Below are 17674 nucleotides of genomic sequence, written 5' to 3' on the forward strand. Positions count from 1 at the left end.
TCTGTCAGGTTACTGAACTGACACGACGTCAGGAACGGCTGTGAGCGGACGAAGTTCACCCGTCATCGGGCGGGCGCTCAGCCCGGCAGCCGGGACACCGTCCCCGAGGCGTCCCGGGCCAGGGCCTTCGCGATCTTCACGGCGTCCAGCGCCAGTTCGCGCAGATTGCCGCTGATCGGGTTGGTGAAGCCGGTGAAGTACAGGCCGGGGGCGTTTTGTGGGGTGCGGGCGCCGTGGACGACGGGTTTGCCGCGGGCGTCGAGGACGTCGAGGTGGCCGACCAGGCCCTCCAGGGCGCGGACGTACCCGGTGGCGGCTATCACCGCGTCCGGTGAGAGCCGGGTGTCGTCGGCCAGCACGATCTTGCCGTCGCCCTCGAAGGACTCCACGGCGGCCACGATCTCGACCTTGCCCTTGCGGACGGCGTCGATCAGGCCGACGTCCTGCACCGGGATCGCGCCCTGCTTCACCCGGGTGTACAGGCCGGTGTCGGGGCGCGGCAGCCCGTGCGCCGACAGGTCGGGGATCGCCACCTTGGCCTGCACCCGGCTGATCCGGTCGACGAGGCCGGTCGGCAGACGGCGTACGAGCACGCCGCTGTACTGGGCGGCCCAGCCGGCCGTCGAGCGGCGCACGATGTGCGGGACGGTGCGTACGGCCAGCCGGACCCGGGAGGCGCCGCTCTCCACCAGGTCCACGGCGATCTCGGCGCCGGTGTTCCCGATGCCGACGACGAGGACGTCCCGGCCGGCGTAGGGCGTGCCGTCGCGGTACTCCCCGGCGTGCAGGAACTCGCCGGTGAAGGTGTCGCGGCCGGGCCAGTCCGGCAGGCGCGGGGTGTGGTTGTAGCCGGTCGCGATCACGACCGCCGAGCCGGTCAGTTCCCTGCCCCCGGTGGCGTGCAACAGCCAGCCCGTGCCGTCGGGCGTGCGCTCGATCCGGGACACCTCGACGCCGGTGACGATCTCCAGGCGGTGGTGCTCGGCGTACTTCTCCAGGTACCGCACCACGTCGTCCCGGGACACCCACCGCCCGAACCGGCGCGGCATCGGCAGCCCGGGCAGGGCCGACAGGCCGCGGGTGGTGTGCAGGTGCAGCCGGTCGTAGTGGCGCCGCCAGGACGCCCCGACGCGGTCGGACTTCTCCAGGACGACGGCCCGTACGCCCCGGGCGCGCAGCGCGTACGCGGCGGCGAGTCCGCCGGGGCCGCCGCCGATGACGTAGACGGGGCGGTCCGGTGTGGGGTGCGCGGAGGAGTGTGGGGAGGGCGTGGAGTCGGCCATGAGCGGGAGCGTAATCACGGGCCCGCTTGATGGGTCTCGGTCAAGACCGGAATTGGTTGCGGATTGATCACGGCTGTAGGAGGAGGGGGTGGGGCTCGTGGCGTAGCGCGCCTGGTTGTGGCGGCCCCGTGATCGTTGTTGACGGCGGGGCGGGGTGCGGCCTCCGGTACGGACAGACGGGAGTACCGGAGGCCGCGGTCCTGAGGGGCCGGGGGTTACCTGGCCCGGTGGCCGGTCACCTTCGCGATCCACTCGATGAAGTCGCCCGGGTCGGTGTTCGCGCCGTGCCCCTGGTCCCAGTAGTAGAGGTGGCTGACGTCGTCGCCCAGCGCGGCCGCGGCGGCGGCGAGGTTGGCGGAGATCGTGTGCGAGGTGTCGGAGTCCTTGGTGCCGAGGCGGATCCACCAGTGCCTGCTGCGGTGGGCGTTGGGCTTGCCCCCGGATTTGCCCCCGGGCAGGTCCCCGGTGAGGAAGGGCATCGGGTTCATCAGCCGCAGCTTCGCTGGGATGTCGCCGTCGAGCCGCGTGCCGGTGTTGCCGGTGGTGTCGTGCTTCAGGCCGTACGCCGTGAAGTGGCGGGTCCCGGTCGTGCCCGTGCCGAAGAGGTTGTTCTCGCCGGTGGACAGGTCGAAGGCGTCGAAGGACGGGGCGTTCTTCTTGCGGGCGCCGACATGGGTGAGGAAGTCGGCCCAGCTGAAGCCGGCCTTGCCGTTCTTCCAGGTGATGAAGGTGTTGTCGGCCAGATAGGCGGCGCGGTCGGCGTCCGACAGGGCCTTGAGATAGGCGGTGGCCGAGGGCTCCATGTACTGCTTGAGCAGGTACGTGTCGTAGTTGCGGGCGGTGAGCGTGCCGAAGCCGCCGAGGCCGCGCAGCTTGAGGGAGGCCTGGTACTCGGCGAACTGCGCGAGCAGTTCCTTCGACACCGTCCGGTCGGCGAGGTCGCCCGTGCCCTGGACGACGTTGGTGCCCCAGTTCCACTCGTAGGCGCCGTCGGCGTGCTCCAGGTCGGTGATCGGGCACCAGGCGCCGGTGGCGAAAATGGCGTCGGAGGCGTCGGCCGCGCCGAGTTCCCTCAGGTACTTCTCGTACAGGGGGCTGTCGCCGGAGGCGCCGAGCAGCGAGGACAGGGCGCCGCCCGCGCTGGTGCCGGAGGAGACGATCCGGTCGGTGTCGCCCGGGATGCGGCCCTTGTTGGCGCGGACGTAGCGGACGGCGGCCTTCAGGTCGACGATGGCGGCCGGGGCGGTGCCGTAGTACTCGCCCGCGGAGTTCTTCAGGGTCCGGCCGCGGGCGCCCGGCTCGACCACGACATACCCGGCGGCCAGCGCCAGCTTCGGCAGGCTGACCATCTTGCCGGTGCCGCCCCCGCCCCCGGGCGGGCCGCCCGTGCCGCCCGCGCCCACGCCGGTGGCGTCGGCGACGGACGAGGGCATGTAGCCGCCGACGGAGTTGGCGAAGAGGATCGGTGCGCCGCTCGCGTCCACGGACGTGCCGTCGATCTTCACGGGCGCGCTGACGTTCAGGCTCTGGTACTTCTCGTCGACCGGCTTCGCGACGTAGGTGACGGCCTTCCAGAAGCGGTAGATCACCTCGTGGTCGTCGCCGTTCGCGTCGGTGATCGTGGTCGTCTGCTCCGTGTAGCCGTCGGTGTCGAAGACCAGGCCCCCGGAGGCGGGCGCCGGCCCGCTCGACGCCTGTGCGTTCAGGGCGATACCGCCGACAGCGGCGGCACCGGCCGTCGCCCCGATCCCCAACACGACGCTCCTGCGCCTGACTGCCCTGTGCTTCACCTTGACGCCCCTCCGTGGACTCGTTGCTGGCTTGTGCCAGCGAACGTAGCCAGTCGCCGACAAAATTGCCAACAATTCTGTCGGACTCATTGTGAACACATAGCTTCATGGGAAGCGCGCAGCGTCCGGGCCTCCGCGGGGTCTTGCGGATCCCGGTAACTGACGTACCGTCAGATCGCATGGACACGATCTGGCTCGGCGGAGCCGAGTGGCTGGCCGTACTGCGGATCGGGCTCGGGCTGTGGTGGCTGGAGAGCTGGCGGCACAAGGACCGCAAGGCCTGGTTCGAACGGGGCACCGGCATCAAGTGGGCGGCCGGGATAGCGGCCGAGCACCGCTGGAGCGCCGTCCGTTCGGGCTTCGGCACGGTCGTCGCGCCCCACCCGCGCGTGATGGCGTACGTCGTCGTCTACGCGGAACTCGCCCTGGGCCTCGGCCTGATCACCGGCTTCCTCACCCCGATCGCCCTGGCCGGCGGGTTCCTCCTCAACGTCCTCTACCTCACGCTCATGATCCACGACGTGGCCGAGCAGGGGCAGAACTCGATGATGGCGCTGATGTCCGTGGTCGCGCTGTTCGGGATGTCCTGGCAGACCTGGTCGCTGGACAGCGCGCTGGGGCTGTTCTGATGACGGGGCGTTTCGACCTGCCCGAACCGGACGCCTTCACCCGGACGTACTGGGACGCGGCAGCCGAGGGCCGGCTGCTGATCCGCCGCTGCCGTGCCTGCGGACGGGCCCACCACTACCCGCGCGAGTTCTGCCCGCGCTGCTGGAGCGAGGACGTCGTCTGGGAGGAGGCGAGCGGCCGGGCCACCCTCTACACCTGGTCCGTCGTCCACCGCAACGACCTGCCGCCCTTCGCGCGACGCACACCGTACGTCGCCGCCGTGGTCGACCTGGTCGAAGGGCCGCGGATGATGACAGAGGTCGTGGGGGAGAGGGAGCTGTCGGCGGGAGCGGAACTGGAGGTGACGTTCCGGGAGGGAATCCCGGTGTTCCGGATCGTGGCCGAGGCGCCGTAAGGGGAGTGATTCCTCCCGTCCCACCGGCTTGAATGGCCCCATGGCCTCCCTACGCGACCCGTCCTCGGCTGCTCATCCCGAACTCCACGGCCACGGCCTCCGTCTGCGCCCCTGGGACGCCACGTCCGGCGCCGACGTCGAGACCTGGCTGCGCGGCATGCGGGACCCGGAGTTCCGGCGCTGGAACACCCCGCTGAGGCCGGTCACGGACCTGACGAGCGCCCGGGATTCGCTGCTCGCGCGGGGGCAGAGCGCCATGGAGGGCACGTCGATGTCGTTCCGGGTCGCGGACGCGCGGGGTGACACACCCCTGGGGCACATCGGCGTCAACGAGATCAAGTACCACCTGAAGGTCGCCCGCGTCGGCTACTGGGTGCTCCCCGAGGCCCGCGGCCAGGGCGTCGCCACCCGGGCCCTGCTGCTCGCCGCCCGCTGGGCCTTCGACGGACTCGGCCTGCACCGGCTGGAGCTGGACCACGCCGTCGGCCATGACGTGTCGTGCCGGATAGCCGAGAGATGCGGGTTCGCCTACGAGGGGACCCTGCGCGGGGCGATCTTCCAGGAGGACCGGCACGACGCGTTCCGGGACGCCCATCTGCACGCGCGGCTGGCGACGGATCCGGAACCCGGCGAAGGCCCCGCGCACGGGGCGTAATTCGGAGGTGCCGGCGGGGACACGGACGTCACCATGGGGCATGAGCACCCATGACTGGCACCTCACCCAGGACCTCGACGACTTCCTGTCCCGCGCGGGATCCTTCCTCCGCTCCCAACCGGCCCTGCACACCGTCCCGTTGACCGTCACGGAGGCGCTGCGCACCCGCGGACCGGGCGTCTACGGCGACGGGCCGCCGGAGTTCGGCGTGCTGGAGCGGGACGGCGCCGTCCGGGCGTCGTTCTTCCGCACCCCGCCCCACTGGCTGAACCTCACCGCCCTCACCCCCGAGGAGGCCGACACCCTCGCGGCGCGGCTGGCCGCGCTCGGGCAGCGGCTGCCCGGCGTGAACGCCGACCGCGACACCGCGGTCGCCTTCACCGAGGCCTGGCAGCGGCACACCGGCGCCACGGCCACGCTCCGTCAGCGCCAGCGGCTCTACCGGCTCGGCACCCTCACCGTGCCCGACCCCGTACCGTCCGGCGCGCCCCGGGTCGCCATCGAGGCCGACCGTGCCCATCTCATCCGCTGGCACCAGGAGTTCAACGAGGCCCTGGGCATGGGCACCGTCCGGGACGACGGTGGATGGGCCGACGCCCGTATCGAGCAGGGCGGCATCACCTTCTGGGAGACCCCGGACGGCACACCCGTCGCCATGGCCGGCCGGACCCCCTTGATCGCCGGCCAGACCCGCGTCGCCCCCGTCTACACCCCGTCCCACCTCCGCGGCCGGGGCTACGCGGGCGCGGCGACGTCCGAGGTCAGCCGCGCCGCCCTCGCCTCCGGGGCGCAGGAGGTGCTGCTCTTCACGGACCTGGCGAACCCGACCAGCAACGGCCTGTACCAGCGGATCGGGTACCGGGCGGTGGCGGACTTCGAGGTGTACGACTTCGGCTGACGCCCCTCACGGCCAGAGCAGCTCCCGCACCCACTCCTCCCCGTCCCCGCGCCGGTAGCGCAGCCGTACGTGGCGTCGCTGCCCGTCGCCCTGGAAGAACTCCACCTCCTCGGGGCGCAGCCGGTACAGGGTCCAGGACGGCACGGGAGCCTCCGGCTCGCCGCGGGCTCGTTCCCAGGCCGCCTCGGAGGCCCGGGCCAGCTCCTCCACCGAGTCGAGGAGCTCGCTCTGGCGGCCGGTCAGCGCGGCTGCCAGGGCGCCCGTCGAGCGGGCGTGCAGATCGCCCTGGGCGTCGGCGGACGGGGCGGCGGTCACCGGGCCCCGGACCCGGACCTGGCGGCCCAGCACCGGCCAGTAGAAGGTGAGGGCGGCATACGGCCGGGCGCTGAGGTGCCGGCCCTTGCGGCTGCCGGCGTGGGACGCGAACGACCAGCCGCTCTCGTCCGCGCCGTGCAGCATGACGATCCGCCCGTCGGGCAGGCCGGACTCGTCCGAGGTCGCCAGGGACATGGTGTGCGGCTCGCTCTGCCCGGCCGCCACCGCCGCCGCGAACCACTCGGTGAAGAGCGCCAGTGGCGTGGCGGGGGCTGCGGTCGGGTCGAAGGGCGGCAGGTGGGTGGACTGCGGGTCCCAGACCCGCAGCGACCTCAGCAGCTCGTGAAGATCGGGTGCCATGGGCCGATTGTCACCCGGGGGTGCCCGTGGGGGCTCGCGGGTGTCGTCACACCTGTCCCAGATCCGACGACACCCACCGCTCCGGCCGCATCCGCAGCACCAGCTGCTCCCCGTGGTTCTTCCAGGCGAAGTCGACATAGCCGTCGACCTTGTCGGCCGGGAGATAGCGGGCCGAGAGCTCTCGGAGCAGGTCGAGGGTCGCGGGGGCCGTGTCGACGACCGGGCCCTCGACCGACACGTACCGGATCGTGGGTTCGAGCCGGTCGATCATCAGCGAGAACCGGCCCGCCGTGCTGATCAGCTCGTTCTTGCGGGAGTCGAGGCCGGTCATGATCCAGATGTCGCCGCCGGGCTCGTACTGGTACCAGATCGGCACCGTGAGCGGGGCGCGGCCCGCCCCCGCGTCGACCGCCAGCGCGGCGACATGCGGCTCGGCCAGGAACTGTTCGCGCTCTTCGCGGGTCAGGGCCATTCCGGTCTCCTCCAGCGGCTCGCTCAGATCCTTCTCCCCCAAGCAAACACCGGCCCCGGCATCCGTGTTCCCCTCATCTCACCCCGCCCCGAGCACCACCGTCCCCGAGGAGCAGAACCAGCCCCCCGTCCCCGACGCCACCGTCAGCCGTGGCAGAGAGCCGTCGGCGCGCCGCACCTGGCGGTCGCCGCACTCGCCCCGCAGCTGCCGTACCGCCTCCACCAGCAGGAACAGACCGCGCATCCCGGGGTGCTGGGCCGAAAGACCGCCCCCGTCGGTGTTCACCGGCAGCTCGCCGCCCTCGACCCGCAGCCGGCCCTTCTCCACGAACGCCCCGCCCTCGCCCTTCGCGCAGAAACCGAGGTCCTCCAGGGTCACCAGGGTCATATAGGTGAACGCGTCGTAGATCTCGGCGAAGTCGATCTCCGAGGGCCGTACGCCCGCCCGCTCGAAGGCCAGCCGTCCGCTCACCGTCGCCGGTGACACCGTGAAGTCGGGCCACTCGGACATCGCCGAGTGCGACACGGACTCCCCGCTGCCCAGCACCCACACCGGTGCCGTACGGCAGTCCCGTACGTACTCCTCGGCCGCCAGCAGCACCGCCGCCCCGCCGTCGGAACGGAGACAGCAGTGCAGCTTGGTGAAGGGGTCCGCGATCATCGGGCCGGAGGCGACCTCGTCCGCAGTGATGGGCGTGCGGAACATCGCCTCGGGGTTCAGGGCCGCGTTGGCCCGGGCCTGGACCGCCACCTCCGCGAGCTGCTCGATGGTCGTGCCGTACTCGATCATGTGGCGGCGGGCGGCCATGGCGTACCTGGCGATCAGGGTGTGGCCGTAGGGCGCCTCGAACTGCAGGGGGCCGCGGGTGCCGAAGGACAGGGTCCCGGTGCGGCGGCCCGCCTTCACGTCCGCGCGGGCCGTGGAGCCGTAGGCGAGCAGCACCGCACGCGCGTGCCCGGCCGCGATCGCGTCCGCCGCGTGGGCCGCCATGACCTCCCAGGTGGAGCCGCCGACGGAGGTGGAGTCGACCCAGGTGGGCCGCAGCCCCAGATACTCGGCGACCTCGACGGGGGCCAGCGTGCCCAGGCCCGCCGAGGCGAAGCCGTCGACCAGTGAACGGTCCAGGCCCGCGTCGGCCAGGGCGCGACGGGCCGCCTGGGCGTGCAGGGCGTACGGGGTCGCGTCGTCCACGCGGCCGCAGTCCGAGAGGGCCACGCCGACGACGGCCACTTTCCTCCGGGCAACCATGAATCTGACGGTACATCAGATAAGTCGTGCGGGGGAGCGCCGGAACTCTGGGCATCCCCGTCCCACCGCCCTAATATGACGCACCGTCAGATGCGGAGGTGGTGCCCCCATGGACGCCCGCTTCACTCCCGAACAGGACGAGATCCGCCGCACCCTGCGCGAACTCCTCCACAAGCGGTGCGGACCCGTGGAGCTGCGGGCCGCCCTCGACACCCCGGCCGGACACGACCCGGCCCTGTGGACCGCCCTCGCCGACCAGCTGGGCCTGCCCGGTCTTGCCCTCCCCGAGGCCTACGGCGGGGTCGGCTGCTCGGTCACCGAGCTGGCCCTCGCCTGCGAGGAGACGGGCCGGGCCCTCGCCCCCTCGCCCCTGCTCGCCACCGCCGTCCTCACGGCACCCCTGATCCTCGCCCTCGGCGCCGACGCCCAGCGGGCCGACCTCCTCCCGCGGATCGCCTCCGGCACCCTCACCGCCGCCCTCGCCGTACCGGGCCCCGCCCTCACCACCGCCCTCGCGCTCACCGGCCACGACCCGCACGGAACGTGGGCCGGCGGCGGACGGGCCGGGGGCGTGCAGGCCCGGCGGACGGACGACGGCTGGCGGCTGTACGGGGAGGCCGGGCAGATCCTCGACGGGCACAGCGCGGGTCTCCTCCTGGTCGCCGCGCACACCGGGGGGTTCGCCCGTTCCCGCGTTCTGCTCTTCCTCGTGCAGGCGGACGCCGCCGGTCTCACCCGCGTACGGCAGACCGCACTGGACGCGACCCGTCCGCAGGCGCGCGTACAACTCCGAGACGTGCAGGCCGAGTTGCTGGGGTGTGAGGGCGACGACGTCCTCGCCCCCCTCGCCCGGCTCGGCGACACCGCCGCCGTCTGTCTCGCCGCCGAGGCCGTGGGGGCCGCCGACCGGGTGCTGGAGCGGACCGTGGAGTACGTCGGGCAGCGCGAGCAGTTCGGGCGGCCGGTCGGCTCCTTCCAGGCGGTCAAGCACCGGCTGGCCGACGCGTACGTCCAGGTGCAGGCGGCCCGCTCGGCGGCGTACTACGCGGCCTGGGCCGGTGTCGCCGCCGAGGGCGAGCAGGCGGGCGGGCTCGCCCTCGCCCAGGCGCTGGGGGCCCTGCGCGGGGCCGCCGCCGAGGGGATCCAGCTGCACGGCGGCATCGGGTTCACCTGGGAGCACGACACCCATCTGTACTTCAAGCGTGCCGCGGGCGACGAGCTGCTGTTCGGGCCGGTGCACCGGCTGCGGGCGTGGGCCGCCGACGCGGCGCATCTCTTCGAGGAGGCCGGCCGATGAGGGGCGTGCGGTTCGTGCAGAAGGTGTCCTCCACCCCGGGGTTCGCCCGGGTGGCACCCCACGTCTTCCCGGCCCTGGACCGGGCCGTGCACCGGCTCACCCGCGGAAAGGTGCTGCTCAGCGCACAGCTGCTGCCGGGTGTGGTGCTGACCTCGACCGGAGCGAGGAGCGGGCTGACGCGCCGGACGCCGCTGGCCTGCATGCCCGAGGAGGGCGGGCAGGCCTGGATCCTGGTCGGGTCCAACTTCGGGCGCTCGGGGCACCCCGCCTGGAGCCACAATCTGCTGGCCCATCCGAGCGCCGAGGTCAGCTGGAAGGGCCAGGACATCCCCGTCACGGCCCGGCTGCTGGAGGGGGAGGAGCGGGCGGCGGCGTGGAAGGCGGTGTTGGAGTTCTGGCCGCCGTACGCCGCCTATCAGGCGCGGGTGGAGCGGGAGATACGGGTCTTCAGGATCGTACGGAGCCACAAGTCACGCTGAGCGCGCTGAGACAGAAGCGGAAAGCGCGACAGGCGGCGGCCACCGGTGTGGACCGCCGCCTGCCAGACAGGACTCGGTAAGGGAAAAGGGCCGAAGGCGCACGGGCGCCTGGCGGCTACTTCGTCGGCTTTCTGCCGGTGACGCCCAGGTGCACCAACAGCGCGAGGTTCGGCTTCAGTTCGGCCTGCTTCACGCCCCAGGAGGTGAAACCCTTCTGGTGCGAGGCCACGGCCGCGAGCATCGCGACCAGCGAGCCCGCGACGGCCGCCGGGTTCACGTCCTTGTCGACCCGGCCCTTGGCCTGGAGCTCGGCGACGGCGTCCGCGAGGGAGTTGTTCACCGAGTTGAGGATCTTCATCCGGAGTTTGTAGAACCGCTTGTCGCCCTCGGCGGCGCCGAGATCCACGACCCGGAGGATCGCGTCGTTCTTGCGCCAGAACTCCAGGAACCCGTCGACGAGTTCCTGAGCCGTCTGCCAGCCGGCCTTGCCGGCCCAGGAGCGGCCCTCCAGGAGTTCGGTCAACGCGGCGCCCTCGGTCGCCATTTGCTCGGCGATCTCCAGGACGGCGCCCTCGACGTCCGGGAAGTACTGGTAGAAGGTCGCGGGCGAAGTGCCCGCCTTCCGGGCGACATCGATGACTTTGACATCCCGGTACGGGGAGGAGCTGAGCATCTCGCTCAGGCAGTCGAGCAGCTTCTGCCGGGTCGCCTGCCCACGCCGGCCGGCCACGCGGCCGTCGACGGTACGCACTTGTCCTGTCATGACGTCAGCTTACCGAGGCGGGATCGAGGCGCGATTCGGCCGACTGCAAATGGGGTGTGCGGTGTACGGAGGCTGGTGTGCCTGGTCTGCGGGCTGCGGCCGTCGCGGTTACGTTGGCGGCATGGCCGAAAACAGGGCATCGGTGTACGCAGAGGGCGTCCCCTGCTGGGTCGACGCGCAGCTTCGCGACGTCGAGGCGGGCAAGCGGTTCTACGGTGAACTTTTCGGATGGACCTTCGAGGACGAGTGGTACGGCTCCTTCGCCGAGGCGCTGAAGGACGGCGAAGCCGTCGCCGCGCTGGTCCGCAAGGTGGACGGCCGGCTGCCCACCGTCTGGACCGTGTACTTCGCGACCCCGGACGCCCCGGCGCTGGCCCGGCGCATCCGGTCGGCCGGCGGACAGGTCGTCTCGGCGCCGGTGCCGGCCGGCGACCTGGGCGTCACCGCCCTGGTCACCGACCCGGAGGGGGCCGTCTTCGCCCTGTGGCAGCCGGACGAGCACGTCGGCTTCGGCAAGCGGCACGAGCCGGGCACCTTCGCCTGGGCGGAGCTGTACGCGCGGGACACCGAGGCGGCCGACGACTTCTACGGCGATCTCTTCCAGGAGGCCCTGTTCGGGCCGGACGCCGAGCCCGACTTCGGCCGGGCCGCCGTCTCCGACCGTTTCGCGGCCGAGATGCCGCCCCACTTCCTGATCCACTTCGCCGTCGAGGACGTGACCGCCGCGCTGGAGGACGTCACCCGGCTCGGCGGGCGCGTCCAGGTCCCGCCGTTCGAGACCTCGTACGGCACGGTGGCCGTCGTCACGGACGATCAGGGGGCGTCCTTCGCGCTGCTGCACCGTCGGTCGGGTGCCTGACCTGGCGCCATATGGTCATCTTTTGTCCCTGTGTGTACAGAGACACCCCATTCGTCGCCGGGTTCGCCACCACGGCTTTGGCCAGGAAGAATCGGGGTGCGTGCCGCCATGGCGGTGCGGTGGTGAGACGCTGCACGGGGTCGCGTGGAACATGTGGCTTGGCGCGGCTCGTACGGGGAGGTGGCAGGCAGAGTGGTGGATCAGCTGACGCAGCACGATCCGCGGCGGATCGGGCCGTTCGAGGTGCTGGGACGGCTGGGTGCCGGCGGCATGGGGCTGGTCTATCTCGCGCGCTCGGCGTCGGGCCGGCGGGTGGCGATCAAGACCGTCCGCACGGAGCTGGCCGAGGACCAGCTCTTCCGGGTCCGCTTCACGCGTGAGGTGGAGGCGGCCCGCGCGGTCTCCGGCTTCTACACGGCGGCGGTCGTGGACGCCGACCCGCGTGCGGCCGTGCCCTGGCTGGCCACCGCCTACGTCCCCGCGCCCTCCCTCGAGGAGATAGTGAACGACTGCGGGCCGCTCCCGGCCCAGGCGGTGCGCTGGCTCGCGGCGGGCGTGGCCGAGGCGCTCCAGTCCATCCACGGCGCCGGGCTGGTCCACCGCGACCTCAAGCCCTCCAACGTCCTTGTCGTCGAGGACGGCCCCCGGGTGATCGACTTCGGTATCGCCTCCGGCGTGTCGAACACACGTTTGACGATGACGAACGTCGCCGTCGGCACGCCCGCCTACATGTCCCCCGAGCAGGCCAAGGACTCCCGCAGCGTCACCGGCGCCTCCGACGTCTTCTCCCTCGGCTCCATGCTGGTCTTCGCCGCCACCGGACACCCGCCCTTCCACGGCGCCAACCCGGTCGAGACGGTCTTCATGCTGCTGCGCGAGGGTCCGGACCTGGAGGGACTCCCGGACGAGCTGCGTCCGCTCATCGAGTCCTGTATGCAGATGGAGGCGACGGGCCGTCCCAACCCGGCCGACCTCCAGGCCCAGCTGGCTCCCCACCTCTTCGGCTCCGGTTCCGACGACAGCGGCACCGCCTCCGCGTGGCTGCCCGAGCGGGCCGTGGGCCTGATCGAGTCCCGCCGCAACGGCCGCCCGGCCGGCAAGCCCGCCCCCGCCGGCCGCAGCGGCGGCGGACGCCCCGCCCCGGTCCCGGCCCCCGGCCCCGCGCCCATCCCGCCCCCGCCCTCGCACGACCCCGTCGTCCCGGCGCCCGTCTCCGTGGCCGCGTCCGTGGCGGCCCCCGTGGGCGGCGGCCCCGACACCGGCCCCGTCCAGCTCGCCGGCGCCCCGGTGCCCATCGGCCCGGGCCCGCGCGTCGCCGACGTCCGTGCCGCCGCCGTCAAGGCACCCCCTCCGGAGGCCGCCCTCGCCGCCTCCTGGTCCAAGCCCCGCCCCGGCGTCAACGGCACGGACCCCGCCGTCGGCCCCGCCGTCACCGCGCCCCCGGCCCCCGTCGCCCCGCCCGAGGCGAGCGGCTGGCGGCCCTGGCGCTTCCGCATGTCCAACGACGTCTGGGGCACCCCCTCCGTCGCCGACGACCTCGTCTACGTCACCTCCTTCGAGGTGCACGCCCTGGACGTCGGCACCGGCCGCCGCCGCTTCAAGACCCGGGACGTCGCCTGGTCCATGGCCGTCGCGGACGGCCGTATCCACGCCTCCGACGGGCCCACGCTGTTCGCCCTGGACGCCCGCGAGGGCGCCGACCTGTGGCGCCTGCAGACGGACGCCTGGGTCTACTCGCTGCAGGCCGGCCGCGGCACCGTCGTCACCGGCACCCGGGGCGGCGGCGTCCAGGGCTGGGAGGCCTCGGCCGGCCAGAAGCTCTGGGAGATCACCGGCTGCCAGACCGACTTCGAATCCCCCGAGGCCGGACCCGCCCTGCACGACGGCACGGTCTACGTGTGGCAGGACGCCCGGCTGCGCGCCCTGGACGCCCGCACCGGCGACGAGCGCTGGTCGTACCCGATCGGCGACGCGGCCTCCTGCGGCGGCGTCCCGGTCCGCGTCACCCCGGCCGCCGACGGCTACGTGTACGTCTGCGCCGGCACCCGCGTCCTGGCCCTCGATGTGGCCGCCGGGCATGTGAAGTGGCACTTCGAGGCACCGGCCGCCTTCCTCTCCCCGCCCACCTTCGTCCCCGGCCCGGCCGTCACCGGCGGCGGCGTCTACCTCGCCGACTACCTCGGCACGGTGTACGCCCTCGACGCCACCGACGGCCGCGACCGCTGGCGCATCGCCACCGAGTCCCGCGCCTCCGTCGAACCCGTCCTGGTCGCCGCCGGCCATGTCCATGTGGGCAGCGGCAAGGGCCTCTACACCCTCGACGCGGTCACCGGCACGCCCAAGTGGCGCTTCCAGGCGGGCGGCGACATCGTGGGCGCCCCCTCGGTGGCCGAGGGCCGTATCCACTTCGGCTCAACCGACCATCTGCTCTACACCCTCAAGGCCGACGACGGCCGGCTGCGCTGGAAGCTCGCCACCGGCGGCGAGATCACCGGCTCCCCGGTCGTCAGGGACGGGGTGGTGTACGCGTGCAGCAAGGACCGCTGTGTGTACGCGCTGGACGCGGAGAAGGGCACGGGCACGGCGCGCACCGCGTGAGCAGCCCGGGACGGCCGTCGTACCGGCGCACGGAAGGGTTCCAGACGGCGGCCGTCGCTCCGGGGGGAGCGATCCGATCACCGCTCTCACCCACGACGCTACGCCGGGTACGCACTCGTCGCCACGCGGTGGCCGCCCGTGACGGACGGTCCGGGCCCGGCGGCCGGCCACGAGGAGGCCGACCGCCGAACCAGCGACTCAGGGGTGCTCAGCCCCGCAGGTCCGTCAGGAAGTCGATCAGGACCTTGTTCACCTCGGCGGGCCGCTCCTGCTGCGTCCAGTGACCGCAGCCCGGCAGCACGACCGGCTCGCGCCGCAGGTTCGGCATCAACCGGGGCAGCGCCTCGATCAGTTCGGGCGTTCCCGGGAAGGCCGGGACCAGGTCGCGGTCGCCGTACACGTACAGCGCGGGCGGGGACACCACAGCGCCCTGCCACGGGGCCGTCAGCTCCCAGTTGCGGTCCAGGTTGCGGTACCAGTTCAGCGCGCCCGTGAAGCCCGGCTCGAAGCTCTCGGTGAGGGTGTCGAGGTCCGACTCGGTGAGCCAGTCGGGCAGCACCTCGGGGTTCGGGGCGTCCGCGAGCCAGCCGCGCCCCAGGTCCTCGACCAGGGCCTGCTCGGGGCGCCCGGCGTCCGGCGCGTCACCGGAGGCGGAGTACAGCAGCTTGCGCAGGGCCGTGCGGGTGTCGGCGGCGAACTCGGCGTCCGCGACGCCGGGCTCCTCGAAGTAGTTCCAGTAGAAGTGCCCGCCGAACCGCTCCCGCATGGTCTTCAGGGGCGGCTGCGCACCCCGGAAGGGCGGCGGCACGCTCAGCCCCGCCACCCCGCGCACCACGTCGGGCCGCAGCAGCGCGGTGTGCCAGGCCACCGGCGCCCCCCAGTCGTGCCCGACGACGAACGCCCGCTCCTCGCCCAGCGCGTGGATCAGCCCGACCACATCGCCCACCAGATGGAAGATGCTGTACTCGGACACGTCCTCGGGGCGGTCACTGCCGCCGTATCCGCGCTGGTCGGGCGCGACCACCCGGAAACCGGCCTCGGCCAGCGGACCGAACTGGTGCCGCCAGGAGTGCCAGGACTCCGGGAAACCGTGCAGCAGCACCACGAGCGGGCCCTCGCCCTGCTCCGCGATGTGCAGTTGTATGCCGTTCACGTCGATCATCCGATGCTCAACCACGGGTCGAGCATACGCGTGTATGAGTAAACGACTTTTACTACCGCAACCGGTACGCACGCGCCCGCTCCGCGAACAGCCGGGCCTGCCGCTCACCCGCCGCGTTGCCGAGCGCGATGAGGTGCGGCGCCTGGGCGAACCCCTGCTCCCGCCCCGCCGCGCTCGCCGCCCACAACGCCCGTACCGTGCCCTGCACGGCCTCCGTCGGATGCCCGGCGATCACTGCCGCACACGCGATCGCCGCCGCCGGAGCCCCGCCCTCCGGCGCCAGTTCCGACACCAGCCCGACCTCGTACGCCCGCCGCGCCGAGATCCGCTCCGCCGCCCCCGTCAACGCCATCCGCGCGACCTCCCCGTACGGCATGCGCTGCGCCATCAGGACGGACTCGTAGGCGCTGACCATGCCGTAGGTGGTGTGCGGGTCGAAGAACGAGGCGGTGGTGTCGGCGACGATGAACTCCGCCTCGCCGAGCAGATAGAAGGCGCCCCCGCAGGCCATCCCGCGCACCGCGGCGACGACCGGCTTCCACAGGTCGTTCGCCTTCGGCCCGATCCCGAGCAGCGGATCGTCCTGCGCGAACGGCGAGTTCGGCTGCGGCACGACGGCGTCCCGGTCGATACCGGTGCAGAACGCGCGCTCCCCGGCCCCCGTGAGCACGACGGCCCGCACGGTGTCGTCGAACCGCAACTCCCGCCAGACATCGACGAGCCGGTCCGCCATCTCCAGATCGATCGCGTTGAGCCGGCCGGGCCGGTTCAGGGTGACGACCGCGACCCCGCTGTCCTTGTCCGCGCTGACAAGCACACTGCTCATGCCCGCTCCAGGACCCACGCGGGCAGTCCGTCACCGAGGACGACCCGCACCCGGGCACCGATGCGCAGCCGCTCGGCGGGCATGGAGTCGATCGCCGCGCCCGGCTCCGCGACCAGATTGCCGACGAGCCGGATGCGCGGCGCCTCGTCCAGCTCGACGACGACCACGTTGTACGGCGCCAGCTCCGCGTAGTCCGGCAGCAGCGGCGGATGCGGAACGACATACGACCAGACCCGGCCGCCCCCCGAGACCAAGCGCCACTCGGCCTCGAAGGACTGGCAGTGCGGGCAGCACGGCCGGGGCGGGAAGCGGAGTTCGCCGCACTCGACGCAGCCCTGGACGCGCAGCTCGCCCCGGGCGGCGTACTCCCAGAAGGGGGCGCCGTCGGGGTCGGTGACGGGACGCAGCATCGGCAACTCCTCAGTTCCTCAGCAGAAGGGCGGAGGTCGGCACCCCTTCACCCGCCGTGACCAGACAGGTGGACGCCCCCGGCACCTGAGCGGTACTGGTCCCACGCAACTGCTTCACCCCTTCGTTGATGAGGTTGAAGCCGTGCACATACGCCTCCGACAGCCCGCCCCCGCCGGTGTTCACGGGCAGCAGCCCGCCGGTCTCCAGCGCCCCGCCCTCGGTGAACGCCCCGCCCTCACCACGCCCGCAGAAGCCGTAGCCCTCCAGCGAGAGCAGCACCAGCGGCGTGAAGGCGTCGTAGATCTGCGCGACGTCCACATCCTCGGGGGCCAGGTCGGAGTGCTTCCACAGATGCCGGGCGGCACTCCAGGCGGGGCCGGTGAGGGGGTCGTCGTTCCAGTAGTTGACCATGCCGTGGTGCTGCGCGGGGAGCGACTGGGCGGCGGAGTGGACGTACACGGGCTCGCGCCGGCAGTCCCGGGCCCGCTCGGCGGAGACGACCACACAGGCCAACGCCCCGTCCGTCTCCAAGCAGTTGTCGAAGAGACAGAGCGGCTCGCTGACCCAGCGGGACGTCATGTACATCTCGCGGGTGAGGGGCCGGTCGTACATGATCGCGGCGGGGTTCTGGTTGGCGCGATTACGGCAGGCCAGGGCGACGTTGAACAGGTGGTCGCGGGTGGCGCCGTACTCATGCATATAGCGCCGGGTGAGCATGGCGATCTCGTCGACGGGCCTGAGCAGCCCGTACGGCCGGGTCCACTGGGCCGGCGTCGGGAGCTGGACGGTGGTGTTGGTCCACGGCCGGGGCCCGCTGCCCCGCTTGCGTGACCTCCACGCGACCCCGACGCTCGCCTGCCCGGCCGTGATCGCGGCCGCGAGATGGGCGACGGTGGCACACGAACCGCCGCCTCCGAAGCCGACCTTGCTGAAGAAGGTGAGGTCCCCGAAGCCGCAGGCCTTGGCCAGCTCGACCTCGTCCGTCTCCTCCATGGTGTAGGAGGCGAGGGCGTCGACCTCGCCGGGCGCGATCCCGGCGTCGTCGAGCGCGGCCAGCACGGCCCGGCAGGCCAGGGTGCGTTCGTCCTCGGGGAGGTGCTTGGCAAAGGGGGTCTGTCCGATGCCGACGATCGCCGTGGCGTCCTTGAGTCCGGCCATGCGCACACCTCCACGCCGCTGAAGGGCTGCTGACAGGCCGTCAGGGTACAGCTAATCTGACGGGTAGTCAGCTACG

Annotated in this window: 18 protein-coding genes; 8 read left to right on the forward strand and 10 right to left on the reverse strand. The window is 72.5% G+C overall.

The window, feature by feature from the left end:
• Positions 1-77: 77 nt before the first annotated feature.
• Together KJK29_RS21455 and KJK29_RS21460 are read right to left on the reverse strand one after the other, a co-directional pair.
• Positions 78-1283, reverse strand: coding sequence for a flavin-containing monooxygenase (locus KJK29_RS21455; RefSeq protein WP_215120769.1), 1206 nt, complete (start codon positions 1281-1283; stop codon positions 78-80).
• A gap of 215 nt (positions 1284-1498) precedes the next feature.
• Positions 1499-3037 (reverse strand): subtype B tannase, encoded by a 1539-nt coding sequence (locus KJK29_RS21460; RefSeq protein WP_215124389.1) that lies wholly within the window; start codon positions 3035-3037, stop codon positions 1499-1501.
• A 215-nt stretch (positions 3038-3252) separates the two neighbouring features.
• Between KJK29_RS21460 and KJK29_RS21465 the strand changes: the two genes are divergently transcribed.
• Genes KJK29_RS21465 through KJK29_RS21480 form a run of 4 tightly spaced genes read left to right on the forward strand, consistent with a single transcriptional unit; the run spans position 3253 to position 5650 of the window.
• Positions 3253-3702, forward strand: a complete 450-nt coding sequence (locus KJK29_RS21465) for a DoxX family membrane protein (RefSeq protein ID WP_215120770.1) — start codon at positions 3253-3255, stop codon at positions 3700-3702.
• Positions 3702-4097 (forward strand): Zn-ribbon domain-containing OB-fold protein, encoded by a 396-nt coding sequence (locus tag KJK29_RS21470; protein ID WP_215120771.1) that lies wholly within the window; start codon positions 3702-3704, stop codon positions 4095-4097. Before KJK29_RS21465 ends, KJK29_RS21470 begins: the two co-directional genes overlap by 1 nt.
• Positions 4098-4137: 40 nt before the next feature.
• Positions 4138-4752: a GNAT family N-acetyltransferase gene (locus tag KJK29_RS21475; protein ID WP_215120772.1), complete on the forward strand. Its 615-nt coding sequence runs from the start codon at positions 4138-4140 to the stop codon at positions 4750-4752.
• A 40-nt stretch (positions 4753-4792) separates the two neighbouring features.
• Positions 4793-5650, forward strand: a complete 858-nt coding sequence (locus tag KJK29_RS21480) for a GNAT family N-acetyltransferase (RefSeq protein ID WP_215120773.1) — start codon at positions 4793-4795, stop codon at positions 5648-5650.
• 6 nt (positions 5651-5656) lie between these two features.
• On the opposite strand, the gene KJK29_RS21485 is transcribed toward KJK29_RS21480, so the two are convergent.
• The 3 genes from KJK29_RS21485 to KJK29_RS21495 all read right to left on the reverse strand — a co-directional run bounded on the left by KJK29_RS21485 (position 5657) and on the right by KJK29_RS21495 (position 8045).
• Positions 5657-6325, reverse strand: a complete 669-nt coding sequence (locus KJK29_RS21485; RefSeq protein WP_215120774.1) for a pyridoxal 5'-phosphate synthase — start codon at positions 6323-6325, stop codon at positions 5657-5659.
• A gap of 46 nt (positions 6326-6371) precedes the next feature.
• Entirely contained in the window at positions 6372-6797 is a 426-nt protein-coding gene (locus tag KJK29_RS21490) for a pyridoxamine 5'-phosphate oxidase family protein (RefSeq protein WP_215124390.1), read from the reverse strand.
• A 78-nt stretch (positions 6798-6875) separates the two neighbouring features.
• On the reverse strand, positions 6876-8045 hold the full coding sequence (locus KJK29_RS21495) for a thiolase C-terminal domain-containing protein (protein ID WP_215120775.1): 1170 nt from the start codon (positions 8043-8045) through the stop codon (positions 6876-6878).
• A gap of 109 nt (positions 8046-8154) precedes the next feature.
• Between KJK29_RS21495 and KJK29_RS21500 the strand changes: the two genes are divergently transcribed.
• On the forward strand, positions 8155-9342 hold the full coding sequence (locus KJK29_RS21500) for an acyl-CoA dehydrogenase family protein (RefSeq protein WP_215120776.1): 1188 nt from the start codon (positions 8155-8157) through the stop codon (positions 9340-9342).
• Positions 9339-9821 carry a nitroreductase family deazaflavin-dependent oxidoreductase gene (locus KJK29_RS21505; protein ID WP_215120777.1) on the forward strand — a complete coding sequence of 161 codons (483 nt, stop codon included), beginning with the start codon at positions 9339-9341 and terminating at the stop codon, positions 9819-9821. The genes KJK29_RS21500 and KJK29_RS21505 overlap by 4 nt, the downstream gene beginning before the upstream one ends.
• A gap of 115 nt (positions 9822-9936) precedes the next feature.
• Here the strand turns inward: KJK29_RS21505 and KJK29_RS21510 are convergent, their stop codons facing one another.
• Positions 9937-10584: a TetR family transcriptional regulator gene (locus tag KJK29_RS21510; protein WP_229873153.1), complete on the reverse strand. Its 648-nt coding sequence runs from the start codon at positions 10582-10584 to the stop codon at positions 9937-9939.
• 121 nt (positions 10585-10705) lie between these two features.
• On the opposite strand from KJK29_RS21510, the gene KJK29_RS21515 reads away from it, so the two are divergent.
• Positions 10706-11443 carry a VOC family protein gene (locus KJK29_RS21515; RefSeq protein ID WP_215120778.1) on the forward strand — a complete coding sequence of 246 codons (738 nt, stop codon included), beginning with the start codon at positions 10706-10708 and terminating at the stop codon, positions 11441-11443.
• Between the two features lie 192 nt (positions 11444-11635).
• Positions 11636-14041: a serine/threonine-protein kinase gene (locus tag KJK29_RS21520; RefSeq protein ID WP_215120779.1), complete on the forward strand. Its 2406-nt coding sequence runs from the start codon at positions 11636-11638 to the stop codon at positions 14039-14041.
• Positions 14042-14249: 208 nt separating this feature from the next.
• On the opposite strand, the gene KJK29_RS21525 is transcribed toward KJK29_RS21520, so the two are convergent.
• From KJK29_RS21525 to KJK29_RS21540, 4 genes are read right to left on the reverse strand one after another with little or no spacing between them, the layout of a single operon-like run.
• Entirely contained in the window at positions 14250-15203 is a 954-nt protein-coding gene (locus tag KJK29_RS21525; protein WP_215124391.1) for an alpha/beta fold hydrolase, read from the reverse strand.
• 52 nt (positions 15204-15255) lie between these two features.
• Positions 15256-16029 carry an enoyl-CoA hydratase/isomerase family protein gene (locus KJK29_RS21530; RefSeq protein ID WP_215120780.1) on the reverse strand — a complete coding sequence of 258 codons (774 nt, stop codon included), beginning with the start codon at positions 16027-16029 and terminating at the stop codon, positions 15256-15258.
• Positions 16026-16439, reverse strand: a complete 414-nt coding sequence (locus tag KJK29_RS21535; RefSeq protein WP_215120781.1) for a Zn-ribbon domain-containing OB-fold protein — start codon at positions 16437-16439, stop codon at positions 16026-16028. The genes KJK29_RS21530 and KJK29_RS21535 overlap by 4 nt, the downstream gene beginning before the upstream one ends.
• Positions 16440-16449: 10 nt before the next feature.
• Entirely contained in the window at positions 16450-17598 is a 1149-nt protein-coding gene (locus KJK29_RS21540) for a lipid-transfer protein (protein ID WP_215120782.1), read from the reverse strand.
• Positions 17599-17674: the final 76 nt, after the last annotated feature.

The sequence above is a fragment of the Streptomyces koelreuteriae genome (assembly GCF_018604545.1).
Classification (GTDB): Bacteria; Actinomycetota; Actinomycetes; order Streptomycetales; family Streptomycetaceae; genus Streptomyces; species Streptomyces koelreuteriae.